This window comes from Rhodococcus sp. 320_ES, from assembly GCF_059691855.1.
The window spans coordinates 704,668-718,420 of sequence record NZ_JCAWAG010000002.1 but is presented as its reverse complement, the minus strand read 5'-3'; the positions used below and the strand labels follow the sequence as shown (position 1 = coordinate 718,420).

The 13,753-nt window shown below is 66.5% G+C and carries 11 protein-coding genes; 7 read left to right on the top strand and 4 right to left on the bottom strand.

Features of this window, described 5'->3' with window-relative positions:
• Nucleotides 1–87: 87 nt before the first annotated feature.
• The 6 genes from AC59JP_RS10095 to AC59JP_RS10070 all read left to right on the top strand — a co-directional run bounded on the left by AC59JP_RS10095 (nt 88) and on the right by AC59JP_RS10070 (nt 4,587).
• Nucleotides 88–582: an aromatic-ring hydroxylase C-terminal domain-containing protein gene (locus AC59JP_RS10095; RefSeq protein ID WP_497325751.1), complete on the top strand. Its 495-nt coding sequence runs from the start codon at nt 88–90 to the stop codon at nt 580–582.
• Nucleotides 579–2,186, top strand: a complete 1,608-nt coding sequence (locus AC59JP_RS10090; RefSeq protein ID WP_497325610.1) for a fatty acyl-CoA synthetase — start codon at nt 579–581, stop codon at nt 2,184–2,186. The genes AC59JP_RS10095 and AC59JP_RS10090 overlap by 4 nt, the downstream gene beginning before the upstream one ends.
• A gap of 3 nt (nt 2,187–2,189) precedes the next feature.
• The gene (locus tag AC59JP_RS10085) at nt 2,190–2,579 is read left to right on the top strand and encodes a RidA family protein (protein WP_188547900.1); all 390 of its coding nucleotides are present in this window, start codon (nt 2,190–2,192) and stop codon (nt 2,577–2,579) included.
• 47 nt (nt 2,580–2,626) lie between these two features.
• The gene (locus AC59JP_RS10080; protein WP_497325609.1) at nt 2,627–3,628 is read left to right on the top strand and encodes an amidohydrolase family protein; all 1,002 of its coding nucleotides are present in this window, start codon (nt 2,627–2,629) and stop codon (nt 3,626–3,628) included.
• A gap of 99 nt (nt 3,629–3,727) precedes the next feature.
• Nucleotides 3,728–4,405: a GntR family transcriptional regulator gene (locus AC59JP_RS10075; protein WP_188547898.1), complete on the top strand. Its 678-nt coding sequence runs from the start codon at nt 3,728–3,730 to the stop codon at nt 4,403–4,405.
• An 11-nt stretch (nt 4,406–4,416) separates the two neighbouring features.
• Nucleotides 4,417–4,587, top strand: a complete 171-nt coding sequence (locus tag AC59JP_RS10070; RefSeq protein ID WP_442978708.1) for a hypothetical protein — start codon at nt 4,417–4,419, stop codon at nt 4,585–4,587.
• A 193-nt stretch (nt 4,588–4,780) separates the two neighbouring features.
• Here the strand turns inward: AC59JP_RS10070 and AC59JP_RS10065 are convergent, their stop codons facing one another.
• Together AC59JP_RS10065 and AC59JP_RS10060 are read right to left on the bottom strand one after the other, a co-directional pair.
• A complete protein-coding gene (locus tag AC59JP_RS10065; protein WP_497325608.1) occupies nt 4,781–6,175 on the bottom strand; it encodes a hypothetical protein in 1,395 nt (464 codons plus the stop codon).
• Nucleotides 6,176–6,216: 41 nt separating this feature from the next.
• Nucleotides 6,217–7,020 carry an SDR family NAD(P)-dependent oxidoreductase gene (locus AC59JP_RS10060; protein ID WP_188547891.1) on the bottom strand — a complete coding sequence of 268 codons (804 nt, stop codon included), beginning with the start codon at nt 7,018–7,020 and terminating at the stop codon, nt 6,217–6,219.
• 108 nt (nt 7,021–7,128) lie between these two features.
• Between AC59JP_RS10060 and AC59JP_RS10055 the strand changes: the two genes are divergently transcribed.
• Nucleotides 7,129–9,780 (top strand): helix-turn-helix transcriptional regulator, encoded by a 2,652-nt coding sequence (locus tag AC59JP_RS10055; protein WP_497325607.1) that lies wholly within the window; start codon nt 7,129–7,131, stop codon nt 9,778–9,780.
• Nucleotides 9,781–9,786: 6 nt separating this feature from the next.
• Here the strand turns inward: AC59JP_RS10055 and AC59JP_RS10050 are convergent, their stop codons facing one another.
• Together AC59JP_RS10050 and AC59JP_RS10045 are read right to left on the bottom strand one after the other, a co-directional pair.
• Nucleotides 9,787–10,965, bottom strand: a complete 1,179-nt coding sequence (locus tag AC59JP_RS10050) for a serine hydrolase domain-containing protein (RefSeq protein ID WP_188547887.1) — start codon at nt 10,963–10,965, stop codon at nt 9,787–9,789.
• A 50-nt stretch (nt 10,966–11,015) separates the two neighbouring features.
• Nucleotides 11,016–13,685, bottom strand: a complete 2,670-nt coding sequence (locus AC59JP_RS10045) for a helix-turn-helix transcriptional regulator (protein WP_497325606.1) — start codon at nt 13,683–13,685, stop codon at nt 11,016–11,018.
• Between the last annotated feature and the right edge of the window lie 68 nt (nt 13,686–13,753).

The following is a 13,753-nucleotide window of genomic DNA, read 5'->3' as shown; positions in this document are numbered from 1 at the left end:
TCGACCGACGAGGGCTGGGCCGCCATCGACGCGTGGCTCGCACCGGGTGCCGAAGGGGAGCGGCGCCGCGCCGATGTCGCCGATGCGGTGGCCTCCAACGCAGACGATTACGGCCAGCTCAATGTCGAACTGGGCTTTCACTATTCGGAAGGCGCTGTCGTCCCCGACGGCAGCGCCCCACCGGTCCCGAGCAACCCGTTACGGGACTACATTCCGACCAGCCGGCCGGGCCACCATCTGCCGCACGCACGGATCGACCAGAGCGCGTCGGCCGGGTCGACTCTCGATCTGATAGATCGCCGGCGGTTCACCCTGCTCGTCGATCCTCGGACCGCACAGATCTGGACCGATGCCGTCGCCGCACGACACTTGCCCGTCGAGGTCGTCGCCATCGGCGGAGACGGCTCGGACGAGCAGCCGGGAAGTTGGACACGACTACGCGAAGTGGATTCCGGCGGTGCAATTCTCGTTCGTCCCGACCGCCATGTTGCATGGCGGGCGATGACACTGCCGTCCGAACCGGGATCCGACCTTGCTGCTGCGCTGCACACACTCACACGCACGGAAGGAGCGCTGGCATGAACCACTCGGTCCCTGTGATCGATGACGTGATCTCCGCCCGTCGACATTCGGTGGCAGACGTCCTGCACCGCACCGCGAGGCGAGTCCCGACCAAGACGGCACTCGTCAGCGGCGATCGCGTCATCGACTACCGCGAACTCGACACCTCGGTCGATGTGGTCGCCGGGGCACTCCATGCCCGTGGTGTCCGCCGCGGCGATCGAGTTGCGATTCTTTCGCGCAACAATTGGCAGTTCGTCGTGCTCACCTACGCCACAGCGCGGCTGGGTGTCATCCTCGTCCCGATCAATTTCATGCTCACCGCAGACGAGATCGCGTTCATCCTCGGCAACAGCGAGATCGCAGTCATGGTCACCGAACCGGCGTTCGTACCGGCTGCCGAGCGAGCACTCGCCGTCTACGATCGGCCTCTGGCGGCGAGGGCAGTCATCGGAGCCACCGACGACCACACCGGCTGGGAGCCATTCGAGTCCTGGCTCAGGGTAGGCGACGTCGCTCCCGATGTGGTTGTCGGAGACGATGATCCGGTACGGATCATGTACACATCGGGTACCGAGTCGCGTCCCAAGGGCGCACTGTTGTCCAACCGCGCGCTGATAGCGCAGTACACCAGTTGCATCATCGACGGCGGAATGGCGAGCGAGGACGTCGATCTGCACACCTTGCCGCTGTATCACTGCGCGCAACTCGATTGCTTCCTCGGCCCCGACATCTACCTCGGAGCCACGAGCATCATCCTTCCCGCGCCCGACCCCGACAAGATCCTGGCGGCGATCGAGACCCATGGTGTCACCAAGTTCTTCGCACCACCGACGGTGTGGATCTCGCTGCTGCGATCTCCGAACTTCGATCGAACGGACCTGTCGTCTCTTCGCAAGGGGTACTACGGCGCATCCGCGATGCCCGCCGAAGTGCTGCGAGAGATTCTCGAGCGCTTACCAGACGTGCGGCTGTGGAACTTCTACGGACAGACCGAATTGGCCCCGGTCGCAACGATCCTCGGTCCCGACGATCAGGTGAGTCATCCGGGTTCCGCCGGCCGCCCGGTGCTCAACGTCGAGACCGTCGTCGTGGACGAGAACAACACCGTTCTTCCGGTCGGAGAGATCGGGGAGGTCGCTCACCGCAGTCCACAAGCCACCCTCGGCTACTGGCGTGATCCGGCGCGCACCTCGGAAGCGTTCCGCGGCGGCTGGTTTCACTCAGGTGATCTGGGCTACTTCGACGCCGACGGCAGGTTGAGCATCGTCGACCGTAAGAAGGACATGATCAAATCCGGCGGGGAGAACGTCGCCAGCCGCGAGGTCGAGGAAGCGATCTATCTCCATCCGGGTGTCGCCGAGGTCGCCGTCTTCGCGATCGCGCATCCGAAGTGGGTCGAGGCCGTTTGTGCGGTGGTCGTTGCCAAGCCGGGAACCGTCCTGGACGAGGAGTCGGTGCGCGCGCATTGCTCAAAGCGGTTAGCGGGCTTCAAGATTCCCAAACACGTCGTGATCGTCGACTCCTTGCCGAAGAACCCGAGCGGAAAGATTCTCAAGCGCGACCTGCGCACCACCTTCGCCGACCTCGCAACCACAGCCGACCTCGCAACCACGGAGAGATGACCGATGACACGTCGATCGATCGAAATTCCCGGCCTCCACCACGGCAGAGCCCCCATCCCGCAGGCCTCGCTGGTGGGTCCGTTGTTGACCTCGAGCGGAATCAACGGACTCGACCCCGACAGCGGAGCCGTACCCGAGACCGTGGACGCACAAGTAGCGCTGATCTTCTCCAACATCGGCCGCATTCTCGACAAGGCGGGCGGCACCACGGACGACATCGCCAAGCTCACGTTCTTCGTGCGAGACCGGGCGGCACGGGCGGTCATCGATCCGCACTGGGTGGCGATGTTCCCCGACGAGGTCAGCCGCCCGGCACGGCACACCCTCGAGTACCCGCTTGCCGACCCGCTGCTCATCCAGTGCGAACTCATCGCGTACGTCGGCGACGCCTGACACCCCGCGTGACCCACACGATCGAACTACCCCCAGACACGAGGAACATGATGATCATCGACTCACACGCCCACATCGTGGCACCCGACGGTTTGTACGCCTTTCGTGCGAACCTGATGGCCGACGGTGGGTATCACATCGGGCAACCCAAGATCAGTGACGACTCACTGGCCGCGTGTGCGCACAGCAACGTCGAGACCATGGACGCTGTCGGCACCGACGTGCAACTGCTGTCCCCGCGCCCGTATCACCAGGGTCATTCGATGAAACCCGCACGGCTGGTGGACGCGTGGATCCGCGCGAACAACGACGTCATAGCGCGCACCGTGGAGATGCACCCGACGCGGTTCGCTGGTGTGGCCGGTCTGCCCATCACACCCGACGAGCCGGTCGAACGTGCATTCCCGGAACTGCGCCGTACCGTCGAGGAGCTCGGATTCGTCGGGGTGACCGTGAATCCGGATCCCCACGAAGGCACCGGCACAGCGCCGGCCCTCGGCGACCCCTACTGGTATCCGCTGTTCGAGCAGCTCGTTGAACTGAAGGTTCCGATGCAGGTGCACTCGGCCGGGTGTTACAACGGCCGTGAGACCTACAGCGAACACTTCATCACCGAGGAATCGGTCGCGATTCTGTCGATGATCCGGGGAAAGGTGTTCGAACGCTTTCCGACGTTGAACGTGATGATCTCGCACGGCGGTGGCTCCGTGCCGTATCAGCTCGGTCGATGGCAGGCTGAACATCTTCATCCCGGACTCGGCGGCGACCCGCACGCGCCACGCTTCGAAGACCACCTGAAGCATTTCCATTTCGACACCGTTCTGCACTACTCACCTGCACTCGAGCTGCTGCTCAAGACTGTCGGGTCAGACCGAGTGCTCTTCGGAACGGAACGTCCCGGTAGCGGCTCGACCGAGAATCCTGAAACGGGACGCCCTTTCGACGATTTGAAGCCGGTCATCGAGGGCTTCGACTTTCTCGACGAGACCGACCGCAGAAGAGTGTTCGAAGAGAACGCGCGACGCGTCTTCCCACGGCTGAAGGTCTGAACTGCGCGGAGTGCACCTCCTGTCGGACGAGGGGCGTGATCTGCGATTAGGCTGCAGGTCACGCCCGTCCTGCAGGGACGGGTTCGGACCGTGGAACGGATGACCTCGGGCGAGGAGGATGGGATGGCGTTGCGGACACGGCTGGGTACCGCCGCAATCATCGCCCAACTACGCAAGCTGATCCTCCTCGGAGAGCTCGTCCCTGGTGAGGCGCTGCGCCAAGAAGAGCTGTCACAGCGACTCGGCGTCAGCCGCGTCCCCATTCGCGAAGCATTTCTCGTCCTGGCCAACCAGGGGCTGCTGGTGCACCGCCCGAACCAAGGTTTCGTCGTGGCGAAGCGAACAGCGTTCGAGCTCAATCAGTTGCACACCTTGCACACTCTCCTCGAGACCGAACTCAACTCGAGCATTCACTGGCCGGGTGCATCCGCACTCGAGCACCTGCGCAGCCTCAACGCCGAGATGGAAGTCAAGGACGACGACGGCGATGTCATCGGGTTCATCGACCTCAATCACGAGTTTCATCGGTCAGTGTGGAGTTTGTCGCCCCACAACCTGGTGATCACCGAGGTCGAACGCATCTGGACTCTGTCGGATGCATATTTCGTCAGCAACTACGGGTCCTCGGAGCGACGACGGCACGCTGTCGAGCAGCACGCTCAGATCATCGACGCCCTCGCCGCCAAGGACATGTCACTGTTCCAGAAAGTGTCGGCCGAGCACCGTGACGACACGCGCGGGGGAGCCGACGACGCCCTGGCACACGCACGCCCCTGAAAGGGTGTTCGATGGCCGCCCTGTCGATCAGGTGTTCGGTGCGCCGGTGTCTGTTCGACTGCGGCGGCGGCCCGTTCGGCGACGTCCGCCGGAACGTGCATCACCGCGTCCGCGCGCACTCCGACGCACCGGTTTCCGAGCAGACCGGCGATGCGATCCGCGGTGTCCCGGCGGCCGGGTGAGCAGAGCATCAGCACCCGGTTCAGCCCGAGCAGGTCGAGTTCCTCGGGCAGAGACGCCAGCGCGCCCGACCCGAAACGCACCCGCATGGGGTTCGCGTCGTACACGAAGTCGTGAGTCATGGTGTCGCTTTCCTGGCCCTCGATGGATGGTGTCGGTCGTCGACCGGGAGTGCGCGCCGGTCGACGACCGTGATCAGAGGGCGCTCACGTCGAGCTTCTCGTTTCTGAATTCGCCTTTGTAATAAGGGAACTGAGCGACGACTGCCCGGATCTCGATCTGGGGGTGGCCCACGTCGCCCCACAGGACCGTCACCTCGGTGCCCTCGTCAGCGAGTTCACGGTCGAGGTAGGCGAGTGAGATCATCGTGTTCTCGATGAACGCGGGAGTGCGGCCCGTCGCGAGACCCACCTTCTTGCCGTCCTTCAGGACGTAGTCGATGCGCATGCGGCCCTTGTGATAATCGTCGACGGAGATCACCGGGTCGTTGCTCATGGGGTCGTAGACGACGGCGTCCGCGCCGCGGAACTGCGACGCGTACACCGCGCCGATGTCGTCGGCATTCCACTCGAGGGTGACGGTGGTCCGCTTCGAGCCCTCCGCCTTGATCTTCTGCAGTGCGGCCTTGCCCGGGAACTCGTGGTCGAAGTTGACCAGGTAACCCCAGCGGACGTCGAACGGGGTGACCCACGCATTCTTCGGATCGTCCGAGGCGCTGCCGTGCAGACCGATGTCGAACGGGATGATGTGCGCGATGTACTCGGTGAGCTCGGGCCAGCTGTCCTTCACCGGGTCGATGAAGTGAATGACTTGGTTCGGGTAGCCGGCGACGGTGTGGTTGACCAGGGAGTAGTTCCAGAAGCCCTGTGGCTTGCCGCCGACGGCCTCGACCTCGGAGCGCAGCTGCCGGTAGGCCTCGCGGGCGTGGGTGGAGGGCCCGTGGATCTCGTAGGCGAGGGCGCCGGACATCCCGAGCCGGTGCACGGTGGCATCGGCGCCCGCGAGTGTGATCACCTTGTTCTGCGCGAACTTCAGGTCGCTGAGATCGGCGCCCGTGACCTTCTCGATGATCGACTTCGACTTCGGCCCGTCGATCTGGAAGAAGTACTCGTCCTGAACCCACGTGCCGTGAACGTCGAGGTCGGACTTGTCCAGGAAGAACGCCAGCACGGGGGCGAGCCAGTACGTGCGGAAGTGATTGTCGTCCACCTTCAGCAGGACGCCGTCGGCAATCATGTAGCCGTCGTCGTTGCAGATGACGACGTGCTTGGACGAGCCCTGCTCGAGGAGGCCGAAGTCCTTGTTGACACAGACCGAGTTGAGGAAAGTCGCGGCATCCGGGCCGGAGACGTCGTAGACAGGGCTGTTGCTGAGCACGAAGCCGATGGACGCTGCGTCGCGCGAGGCGAGGAATTCCTCACGCGTGGTGGAGTACTCGGCTGGTACCAGCCCGAATCCGATGTCGGTGAACACGTTCGCGCCTTCGAAGATCGGGCTGTCGGGCGTGAACAGGACTTGGTGAATCGGTGTGCCGGGAGCGACCCCGTCGATCGAATCGGATTGTGCGCTTGCGGGTTCGGTGATTGTCACAGGGTTCTCCATCTGTTGTTCGTCAATTGTGGGGGAGGCGGTCACGTCAACACCCGACCCTCGAGATCGTCGTTGCGGGTTTCGGCACCGCCGATGGTGACACCGCCGTCGACGCTGAGGCTGTGCCCGACGACGTAGCTCGATGCCTCCGATCCCAACCACAACACGGCCTGCGAGATCTCGTCGGTCCGGCCGAGCCGTCTGATCGGTACACCGCCCAGTAGCCGGTCCGTCCAACTGGTGGGGAAGGACGAGATGAACGGTGTCTCGATCGGACCGGGGCACAACGCGTTGATGCGAATTCCCCGCTCGGAGTACTCGTTCGCCGCCGCCTTGGTGAGCCCGATGACGCCGTGCTTGGCCGCGACGTACGGGGTGAGTCCGTACGCTCCGATCAATCCGGCCGCCGAGGCCGTGTTGATGATGGAGCCACCACCCGAGGCGAGCATGTGTGGGATCTCGGCCTGCATGCAGTAGAAGACCGACGAGAGGTTGACGTCGAGAGTTCGTCGCCACGAGGCCGGATCCTGTTCGAGCATGTACCCGTGCTGACCCTCGGCACCGGCGTTGTTATGCGCGACGTCGAGTCGACCGAATCGGTCGACGACCGTGTCGACGGCGCGGTGCACGGCGACGTCGTCGGCCACGTCGACCTCGACGAAGATCGCTTCGCCGCCGGCCGCCTCGATCTGCTCGACGGTCTCGCGCCCGGCGGGGGCATTGATGTCCAGGACGGCGACGCGAGCACCAGCCCCCGCAAAGGCCGTGGCGCTGTCTCGGCCCATGCCGCTTCCGGCGCCGGTCACGAGAACGGCTTTGCCCGTGTAGTCGAATGTGACGCTCACTCGGTTCCTGCTTTCTTTGGTCTTTCCGAGAAGAGTCGTCGTCGGCGCCACGTGGTCGCATCCATGAGTCCACCGGTTGCTGTGACCCAGGTCATCTACCCTGGTGCCGTGACCACCGACCTTCCCCGCGTGACCGGCCGCGAGACGGAGGTCGGTCAGTTGGGCGAGGCGCTCGACCGCATCCGCGCCGGTGTCGGCGGCGCGGTGGTGATCGTCGGCGAATTCGGTAGCGGCAAGAGCGCTCTCGGCCGAACTGTCGGTCCGTTGTCCGGGCTTCCCACGCGGTTCGTACGAGCGCGGGTGGGTGAGCACGCAAGGGAGTTGTCCGATCGACTCTTCGGAACGACGCTCGTGGGCGACGACGTCGACGATGTCGCAGCCGTGAATTCCGCTCTGGATGCGCTCGAGGACTCGGCCCGCGGTGGACCCCTCGTCGTGGTGGTGGACGATCTGGACCGTGCGGACCCGTCGGCACGCAGACTCCTCGGAATCCTCGCCCGGCGGATCACTCCATTCCCTGTGTTGCTCGTGCTGATCGGGTGGCGACGCGGTGAGGCGCTCCCGTCCGGTGCGAGAGTGCTTCGGCTACACCCACTCTCGACCGGCGACAGTGCAGCGATCGTTCGCGGCGCCCTCGTGCCCTCGGCACCCGACTCCGTTGTCGACGACATCGCTGCTGCGTCCGGAGGCAATCCGCTGGCTGCACGGGAGATGGCAGCGGCCCTGACATCCGACGAGGTTGTCGGTCGTGCCGGCCTCCCGGTGCCGCCGCGGCCCGGCACCGGATGGACAGCGCGGTGGCGCGTCATCGAGGAGGGCCTGTCCGAGACAGCTCGGGTGGCAATGCTCGTGGTTGCGGCGGGCGACGGACTCCCGATCGGAGTGGTCGCCCTGGCGTGTATGCGTCTCGGTCTCGGGAGGGACGACGTCGACGTGCTCGAGAGCCGCAGGCTGGTACGGGTCGACGAGTCGGACCGCGCCTGGTCCAGACGGCCCCATCGCAGCGCCGCGTTTCATTGCGCGGACGCGGTGCTCAGACGCGCGGTGCATCGCGCTCTCGCCGACGAACTGCAGGACAACGCGGACTTCCGTCTCCTCAGCGCCCTTCACCGCTGCAGTGCAGAAGACGGATCCGCCGAGGACGTCGGCGACGAGTTGGAATCGATTCTGCGGAACGTCGAGGCGTCACCCGACGCGCTGATCGGCTGGATTCGCGCCGCCGAACTGACCACGAACCACGACGTCCGGGCTCGTCGATTGGTGTCGGCCGGACTGGTCAGCTGGGTGATCGGGCGGCCGGCTCAGGCCGACTGGCTGGTCACCCGCGCCGGACTCACCGGTCGTGACATCTCGATTGCCGGGACAGCAGCGCAGATCCGCGGAGCCGTCGCATTGAGCCGCGGATTGCCCGCCGACGCGTTACGCATCCTCGTCGACGGCGCAGGAGCGGCGGTCCGACGGGATCCGCGGCTGGCTGTCGATCTCGCCGCTCGCGTCACCGGCCTGGCGTGGTGGGGCGGGCGCGCCGACTGGGCCGAGAAGGCGTCGACACTTGCAGCGTCGCTCGGAGACAGCGCCGTCGAGGGCAGCAGTGGACTGTTCACCGCGTTGGTGCGAATGGCTGCGCCCGCCGGCGTGGCCGTCATGCAAGACGACTTTCGGCCGGCCGTGGGCGACCTGATTCGCTCGCTGCGGGACGCCGAGAACCTGGTCGAGCCGCGGGAGCTGCTCTTCGCCGCGGAGGTCGCGACGATGATCGGTGACGATGTGGGCACCCGGCTGTTCTGTGAGCGAGCGATCCGGGTCATGCGGGCACGCGGGCGGGCCACCGAGTTGCCGTTCGCGCTGCAATTGCACGCCCTGGTCCTGGCGGGTCAGGGACGCCGGGAAGCTGCGCGAACCAACGCCGACGAAGGGCTGTCGCTCGCCGCGCACGCGGGCGAGGAGACGGACGGCGCGTTCCAGCACACCGTCCTCGCCCACCTCGCCGCGCTCGACGGTGACACGGCGTCGTGCGAGCAGCACCGGAGTGCAGTGACCGGCCGCGGAGCCGAGCACCCGACGGCGTCGCTCGACTGGGCGGCGGGCCGGTTGGCAGTGTCCCTGGGCCGATTCGACGACGCTATCGAGATACTCGTTCCGACGGTTCTCGGCGACCGTCGTCATCCCGAAGTGAGCCTGCTCGCGACACCTGATCTGGTGGAAGCGGCGGTCGCATCGGGGAAGCCCGATCTCGTGGAGCAGGCTCTCGCGCGCTTCGGTCGGTGGTGCGAGGCGGGCTCCCCGTGGGGCAACGCAGTCGAACCGCGTCTGACGGCGCTGGCGGCGGGGGACTCGGACGCGTTGTTCGACAAGGCATGTCGAGCACCGGGTTTGGCGCAGCGCCCCCTCGAGGCGGCGCGAACTCGACTGGCCTACGGCGAGTACCTGCGCGGGAAGCGCCGCCGCGTCGAGGCGCGAGAGCATCTGCACGCCGCACTGGCCGTGTTCGAGAGCCTGCAACTCCCCGCGTGGATCGACCGGACCCGGTCGGTGCTGCGGGCGAGCGGAGAGGGCCGCACCCACGACATCGCCGTCGCGGACGTCTTGACCCCGCAAGAGCTCGACATCGCCCGCATGGTCAGCGCCGGACGCTCGAACCGCGATGTCGCGGGCACGCTGCACCTGAGCTCGCGCACGGTCGAGTACCACCTGTCCAAGGTGTACGTGAAGCTCGGGCTCGATTCCCGCGACCAGCTGGCGGGTGCACTGGCGGACTGACTGTCGTCAGTTCGCCGCGGCCACCGTCATGTCCGACAGCGTCTGGAAGCGGTGCAGATTCTCCGCCTCGCCCAGCACGCCTGCGGTGAGGCACACGAACGTCAATTCGCGCTCGGGGTCGACGAAGAACTGGGATGACCCAGCACCGTATCCGCCGAACGTTCCAGGCGAGGACATCGTGCCGAAGAACGTCTGTCGCAGGCCGGTGCCGCGCATCATGAATCCCAGCCCGATACTCGCACGCCATGGCTGCCAATGCTTTTCGGCGACGATTCGGTTGTAGCGCTCGTTGATCAGGTCGCCAGTCTGTACGGTCGTGGCCATCGCGATGGACGCGGGCGACAGAATTCGCTCACCGCCGAGCTCCCCGCCCCGCCGCAGCATCTCGGCGAAACGAAACAGATCCGCGGCGGTCGACACACATCCCACCCACGGCAGCTCGGCACCTTCGTGCGCGGCGGATGCGGTGTCGATGATGTCCTGCGGCGAAAAGAACTGTCCGGGAGGGAACTTCGCGACGACGGGAACGAGTCGATCCGACCAGTCCTTGGGCGCGCCCATGCGAGTGTCGGTCATGCCGAGGGGGTCGAGCAGCTCGTCGTGCAGGGTTTGTGTGAACGAACGGCCCTTGCCCAGTGTGCGCACCACGATCTCGCCCAGGAGCGCGTGAGCGAGGCACGGCGAGTAACTGACGCGTTCCCCCGGCGGGGCCACCAGATCCATCTCGCCGATCGCGGTGATGGTGCGCGAGAGGTCGGCGCATTCCATCGGGGGCAGCGGCCACGGTGTGGGGCTTGTCCCCGCACGGTGCGTCATCAGGTCGGCGACACTGACACGATCCTTCGCGCCGACGCGAAACCGGTCGGATCCCCGAAACTCCGGAACCACGTCGACGACCTTGGTGATCGGGCTGAGGAGTCCTTGCTCGAACGCCTTCAGCACAAGCACGTTGGTGAATTGCTTGGTGGTCGAAAAAATCCAGAACACGTCGTTCGTGGCGGCCAGGCGCCCGGTGGAACGGTCGCTGTACCCGACGGCCTCGTGCAGGCCGATCTCGCCGTCGCGGGCGACCAGCACGACTCCACCGTCGTAAAGGTCGTCGGCCACATCGGATGTCATTCGCTCGGTGATCCGCCCGAGTGCGCGGCTGTCGAGAGATGTCGAACGAGTAAGCGATCGCGTCATGTGTCGAGGGTGCGAGACGCTGCGAGTATTCGCATCGGTGTGATCACCAGTCACCGGCCGTCGAGGACACCCGGCAACTGTTTTCGTGAGCCGACTCCCAGCTTCGTGTAGATCTTGTGCAGGTGTGACTCGACGGTCTTGCGACTGAGATACAGCTGCTCCGCGACCTGCTGGTTGGAGGCGCCGTCGGCGACCAGGCGCGCGACGGTCAGTTCCTGCGAGGTCAGCATGGTCGCCGCCTCTGGTCCGCGTCGCGCCCGCTCCGCAGTTGCGCTCAACTCGGTGGCCGCACGCTGTTCCCACGCGGTGACGTGCAGCTGTGCGAACGTGGCCAACGCGTCCTGCAGCACGACACGGGCGCGGACACGGTGCCGCCCGCGTCTCAGGTTCTCCCCGTGCAGGAGCTGGGTTCGCGCGACCTCGAACGGCCGATCTCGATCCGTGCTGCCCTCGCGGAACCACCGCTCCGCATCGTCCTCGTTCTCGGCGGTGAGAGCACACAGACGTGGCAATACGGTTGCTGCCCAGGGGGATCCGGCCGCCGCCCACGCAGCGAACCGAGGAACAGCGGCGCGCGCGATGTCGAGCCGACCGCTTCGTACGGCCGCCTCGACCAGATCGGGCAGTGCGAACAGCGCCGTCGGAGGGTGCGTCGTGGCCGAGTCCGGGTCCGTGATCTCCTGAAGAATCTCGAGCGCACTGGCGAGTCGACCGGTGGCCAAATCGGTTCGGCCGATCGCCCAGTACGCGGCGGCGGCGATGTATCCGACATCGCGCCCCGTCACCAGACGCAGCGCGGCGTCCGCGGCCACTCGCATCGCATCGGCCGATCCGCGCAGACCGTCTCCGTGCGCCGACATGGTCAGGGCGAACGCCTGGCTCCGGCCGTCCCCGATCCGCCGGGCGAAGGCCTCACCCTCCGCAAGGAGCTCCGCCGCGTGCGCGGGCCGCCCCCGCCACATCTGCACCGACGCCAGCACCTGCAGTGTGAACGACAGACGGAACACGTCACCCTCGGCGCGCAGCAGCGCCACGGACTCGGTGAGGTGGCCGAACGCGGCGACATCGTCGCCGAGAAGCATCGCGGCCTGCCCGGCCATGCGGTGATCACGCGCCGACACCGCGGTGGTGCCCGCATCCAGCGCCATCCGAAGGTGCGCCCCCGCCGACTCGAGGTCGCCGTCGAACAACGCGGCGCAGCCACGGATCGCACCGACGGTGATCCGCTGGCGGTCAGATTCCCCGGGCATACCCTCGGCCAGCTCGGCCACACGAACGATCCAGTCGACGCGGCCGGACCACCACGACACCTCGGCGGCGGCCGCGAGCGCCTCGAGCTCGAGCGAGTCGTTCATACCGTGGATCAGTTCCGCCGCGCGGATCGGGCGCTCGAACCCTTCCTGCGGGGTGCGGGCGGCCGCAGCCATGAGACCTTCGGTCAGCAGGACCCGCGCGCATGCCTCGACCGGCGCATCGTCGGCGTCGACGCGAAGCAGTGCTCGCTCGGTTCCGTCGGGATCTCCGGAGGCGAGACGAGCATCGGCGCTCCTGGCCCAGCGCACGTACCGCCGATCGGCGCCGACCGACAGTCCCGCGGCCACATCGAGCACCCGGGCGCGATCCGACGGAGTCACCGCGGTCCCTGCCCGAGTGACGGCGTCGTCGAGCCGGGATGCCGCGATCTCGTCGGCAGCCGTCTCCGCACGAGCACGATGCCAGGCTGCTCTCAGAGTCGGATCTCGGGCGCCTGTGTCGAGCGCGTCCGCGAGCGCAGCGTGGGCGCGGCGCTGCTCACCGGACGGGGCAAGTTCGAGGACAGCTGCAGGGAGAAGTGGATGCACGAGCGAGACCCCGGAGGCCGTCTCGACGAGCAGCCCGGTCTCGATCAACTCCGCAAGGGCCGCGGAGTCGACGAGGGTGTCGGGTACCGCCGGCGTCGGCACCTGCCCGGGACAATCGCACGCTACAGCCCACATCAGCCCCAGTTCACGCGCGTGCGGTGACAACTCCCGGCGGGTGAGCCACAGTGTCGCCACGGCCGAGTCGGCGCGGCGCGTCACGTCCACAGTGCTGTCCGCACGGAGCACATCCGCAGTGATCAACGCGCGGGTCGACAGCACCAGCACTCCCGGGTTACCCGCCGCTCGGTCCACGATCGCATCGACGATGCGCAACCGTCGGCGCTGTTGATCGGGGGTGTCGCCGTCGGTGGTCGCGACCGTTTCCACGATTCTGCGGCTGTCCTCGTCGGTCAGTCGATCCAGCACCAGGCTTCGTGGGACCGCCCCGACGGTACGGCGACCGGCGAGAAGAATGCCCCACGACCCGGCACGCGTCGTCACCTCGGTGATGACATGTCGGGACAGCGAGTCGGCCCGGTCGACGTCGTCGACAACCACGAGAGTTGGGGTGTCGGCGGCGAGACGAGTCAGCAGCGCTGCGAGGGCATCCGGATCTGTGGTGAGTGGGTGCTCACCGGGCCGATGCACGGGTCCCAGCAATTGGTGCAGCAACCCGCCGGGGATGTCGGATTCGAATTCGTCTCCCGACGCTGCGAGCACGCGCAGATCGGCCGACGCGCCGATGTGCGCGAGAAGCGCGGATTTGCCAGACCCCGGCGGCCCCCACATTCCGAACGACCCACCCCGCCCGGCCGCGACATCGGCGACGAACTCGGTGAGGCGAGCGATCTCGGGCGCTCGGCCGACGAGGGTGTGCATCCGGATGTCCTCCTGTCGACTGGTGGTCACCCCGATGCGAGTCGATTGTCGGACCGTGAGCATTGTGA

Coding starts and splice junctions, on each gene's coding strand:
- AC59JP_RS10090 (WP_497325610.1), top strand. CDS start 579: ATGAACCACTCGGTCCCTGTGATCGATGACGTGATCTCCGCCCGTCGA.
- AC59JP_RS10085 (WP_188547900.1), top strand. CDS start 2,190: ATGACACGTCGATCGATCGAAATTCCCGGCCTCCACCACGGCAGAGCC.
- AC59JP_RS10080 (WP_497325609.1), top strand. CDS start 2,627: ATGATGATCATCGACTCACACGCCCACATCGTGGCACCCGACGGTTTG.
- AC59JP_RS10075 (WP_188547898.1), top strand. CDS start 3,728: ATGACCTCGGGCGAGGAGGATGGGATGGCGTTGCGGACACGGCTGGGT.
- AC59JP_RS10070 (WP_442978708.1), top strand. CDS start 4,417: ATGGCCGCCCTGTCGATCAGGTGTTCGGTGCGCCGGTGTCTGTTCGAC.
- AC59JP_RS10050 (WP_188547887.1), bottom strand. CDS start 10,965: ATGACGCGATCGCTTACTCGTTCGACATCTCTCGACAGCCGCGCACTC.
- AC59JP_RS10045 (WP_497325606.1), bottom strand. CDS start 13,685: ATGCACACCCTCGTCGGCCGAGCGCCCGAGATCGCTCGCCTCACCGAG.